Origin of the sequence: Chamaesiphon sp. GL140_3_metabinner_50 (genome assembly GCF_025361915.1) — a bacterium.
Classification (GTDB): domain Bacteria; phylum Cyanobacteriota; class Cyanobacteriia; order Cyanobacteriales; family Chamaesiphonaceae; genus Chamaesiphon.
The window spans coordinates 1-3148 of sequence record NZ_JANYJC010000352.1 but is presented as its reverse complement, the minus strand read 5'-3'; the positions used below and the strand labels follow the sequence as shown (position 1 = coordinate 3148).

Here is a 3148-nt window from a genome sequence, read left to right as displayed (position 1 = left end):
AGGAACACGTAAGTCTTCTAGACGCAGTGCGCGGAGGGCTTTGAAACCAAATACGTTACCTACTAATGAGGTAAGCATGTTGGTAACGGAACCTTCTTCAAATAAATCTAAAGGATAGGCAATAAAGCAAAAATATTGATTATCTTCACCTTGAACTGGTTCGATGTGGTAACAACGACCTTTGTACCGATCCAAGTCGGTCAGCAAGTCAGTCCAAACCGTCGTCCAGGTACCTGTGGAAGACTCAGCAGCTACAGCAGCACCAGCTTCTTCTGCAGGAACTCCAGGTTGTGGAGTCATCCGGAAAGCTGCGAGTAAGTCTGTATCTTTGGGAGTATAGTCTGGCGTGTAGTAAGTTAGACGGTAGTCTTGTACTCCAGCCTTGTACCCAGATTTTGCCTGAGTTTGAGTTTGCGCGTAAGCCATAAATTTCCTAACCTTCAGGAACCAGTTGACGTGTCTTGTTAAAAATAACTATATCAGCAAGTGTATTAGTTTTGGTTCCGATCTTTTGACGATCGTCATAAGACTATTTTATATGAGTACCATCGAGGGGGGTCTATACAACCACAACGGTTGTGGCACCTTAAAAAAGCAGCCAGATGCTGAGTCTAACTGCCTAAAGTCAAAAATTGTAAAATATTATTTTTTGTAAACCTACCGCAATACTTTGAATGTACTTCAGCCGATTCGATCTGCCCTCATCGAGGAGTTTGGATCTAGACAGCTTTCTTAGGAGACAGAATCATCATCATATTTCGACCCTCTTTTTTAGGAAATTGCTGAACTTCGGCAATTTCCTTGAGGTCGTCTGCCATCTTTCTGAGCACTTTTTCGGCGAGATCGCTATGTTGGATCTCCCGACCGCGAAAGGTAATAGTTGCTTTGACTTTATCGCCAGATTTGATAAATCGATTGGCTTGACTGACCCGTACTTGGTAGTCATGTTCCTCGATCGTGTAGCGCATTTTGACTTCTTTGAGTTCGGCAGTATGTTGCTTCTTCTTCGCTTCGCGAGCTTTCTTTTCTAGCTCGAATTTATATTTCCCGTAGTCCATAATGCGGCACACGGGGGGGTCGGCTTTGTCGCTGACTAAGACGAGATCTAATCCGTTCTCGTCGGCGATGCCTTGGGCTTCTTGAGGCGTGAGGATCCCTAATTGCTCGCCATCGGTACCGATGACCCGAATTTGGGGGAACCGAATCCGTTCGTTAATTTGAGGAAGATCGCGGGTGCGTCTTTTCTCGATGATGGGTGATTTAATAGGAATGGTAGTTTCTGGTGGGTAGGTGGGTATGGTTATCCTCAGTTACAGCTACCTGTAAAATCGGTTTAAACTAAAATAATCTAAATTACTTAGCTTAGATACTCATATTTTACCCAGATTCTCGGCAATCTGGTCTAAAATTTAATATTTTTTAAGCTTAAAGTGACCCTTTTAAGGTAAAAGGGATTGACAGACGAGATCGGAGGTTGTATTTTGCAGACTTGGCATCAAAATATCGGCAATCAGCGGGACTGGGTATGGCGGGGCTGGCAGACTCGGTACACTTACCAGCGCGGTCGGGAGCGGGTAGACCGCGATCCGCCAATTTTGCTGATCCACGGCTTTGGTGCGTCGATCGGTCATTGGCAGCACAATTTAACAGTTTTGGCAGCAGATCGGACGGTTTACGGACTCGATCTCGTCGGTTGGGGCGGTTCGCGCAAGCCAAATATCGATTATGACATCGACTTGTGGGTCGAGCAGGTGCATGATTTTTGGCAGACATTCGTGGGTCGCCCGATGCTGTTGGTCGGTAATTCGATCGGTTCTTTAGTCGCGCTCGTTGCCGCCGCCAGATACCCACAAATGGCAGCAAGTCTAGTGATGGTCAGCTTACCAGATCTATCTGCCGAACAAGAACTAATTCCGCGATCGCTCCAACCGCTGGTAAATGGCATCAAACGGGCTATTTTTAATCCACCGTTCTTACATGGCTTATTTAGGCTCGTCAGCAAGCCCAAAGCCGCCAAAAAGTGGGCGCAAATTGCTTACGCCAATGCAGATCGTGTCACCGACGAATTGCTCGATATATTTTTGACCCCAGCGCAGGAAGCCGAGGCTCCGGCTGCATTTGTGAAGATTATGCAGGGGATGACCAGCAGCAATTTTTCGCCCAATATTCGCAAGCTGCTCCCACAAATGCAAATTCCCATGCTGTTATTGTGGGGCTGTGAAGATCGGATGATTCCATCTCAGACAGCTAACGTGTTGCTCAAACTGAACCCGTTACTCGAACTGGTTAAGCTCGAAGGAGCCGGACATTGCGCTCACGACGAAATGCCCGCGACAGTCAATCAGGCAATCCAGTTATGGATTGACACGCTAGCGAATGGATCGTTCCAATTAACCGCTGGGGTAGAGTCACAATCGGTACCGAATCCCCGCAGTGATGATTCAGCTTACGCTCTACCCCTGGGAGATGCTTAACCGACGGTAACTTCGTCGATACTGACATCTGTCGTACCAGACACACCACTAGCTAACTCAACCATCCGATCGAGAATTTCTTGGCTGGGAACGGAACCTTTTAAAACCACAGTACCACTGGTTTGGGCGACCCAGAGAGTTTCGACATCGGTGACCGATGCATCGTCATCAAAAGCGATCGCGACACGTTTTGCCAAGCCGCTTTGGTCGTATTCACCATTAACTCCCATGCGTTCTGGAGCTACTTCTACACCAGTGTCAGGATCTGCCTCAGCAGGTGCGGGATTGACTTCAGCATTGGCTGGTTTTTCCATACCGAAAATCTTTTTGAAGAAACCCATAGTTGCAATACTCCATCTAAAAAACAAATCCTATTCATTATGGGGGTTATTGTGACTAGCAGCGGCAGATGATTACAATTTTTTTAAGATTCTGACAATCGAAAATTGTGGGACAATATAACGCTGTGGCTAAATAGTAGCTAATAGTTAGGTTTTAGGTTTTAGTGAATAGTGGATAGTGAATAGTGAATAGTGTATTTTAGACGCTTGCGTCCTTTTGTCTCCTTTGTCTCCTAGTCCCCCAGTCCCCTAATTTAAGTGCGATGAAACATACTTTATCTGTTTTGGTTGAAGATGAAGCCGGAGTTTTGACTCGGATTGCGGGGCTATTTG

Annotated in this window: 3 protein-coding genes and 2 pseudogenes; 2 read left to right on the top strand and 3 right to left on the bottom strand. The window is 46.3% G+C overall.

Annotated elements, in window-relative coordinates:
- Positions 1-426, bottom strand: a pseudogene (gene rbcL, locus Q0R35_RS17285) (ribulose-bisphosphate carboxylase large subunit); the annotation flags it as partial.
- 293 nt (positions 427-719) lie between these two features.
- Positions 720-1265 carry a translation initiation factor IF-3 gene (gene infC, locus Q0R35_RS17280; RefSeq protein WP_366944934.1) on the bottom strand — a complete coding sequence of 182 codons (546 nt, stop codon included), beginning with the start codon at positions 1263-1265 and terminating at the stop codon, positions 720-722.
- 189 nt (positions 1266-1454) lie between these two features.
- Between infC and Q0R35_RS17275 the strand changes: the two genes are divergently transcribed.
- On the top strand, positions 1455-2474 hold the full coding sequence (locus Q0R35_RS17275) for an alpha/beta fold hydrolase (RefSeq protein ID WP_295621305.1): 1020 nt from the start codon (positions 1455-1457) through the stop codon (positions 2472-2474).
- Here Q0R35_RS17275 and Q0R35_RS17270 read toward each other — a convergent pair.
- A complete protein-coding gene (locus Q0R35_RS17270; RefSeq protein WP_366944933.1) occupies positions 2471-2815 on the bottom strand; it encodes a BON domain-containing protein in 345 nt (114 codons plus the stop codon). The genes Q0R35_RS17275 and Q0R35_RS17270 overlap by 4 nt on opposite strands.
- A 263-nt stretch (positions 2816-3078) precedes the next feature.
- Between Q0R35_RS17270 and Q0R35_RS17265 the strand changes: the two are divergent.
- Positions 3079-3148 (top strand): annotated as a pseudogene (locus Q0R35_RS17265) (acetolactate synthase small subunit); the annotation flags it as partial.

Coding starts and splice junctions, on each gene's coding strand:
- Q0R35_RS17270 (WP_366944933.1), bottom strand. CDS start 2,815: ATGGGTTTCTTCAAAAAGATTTTCGGTATGGAAAAACCAGCCAATGCT.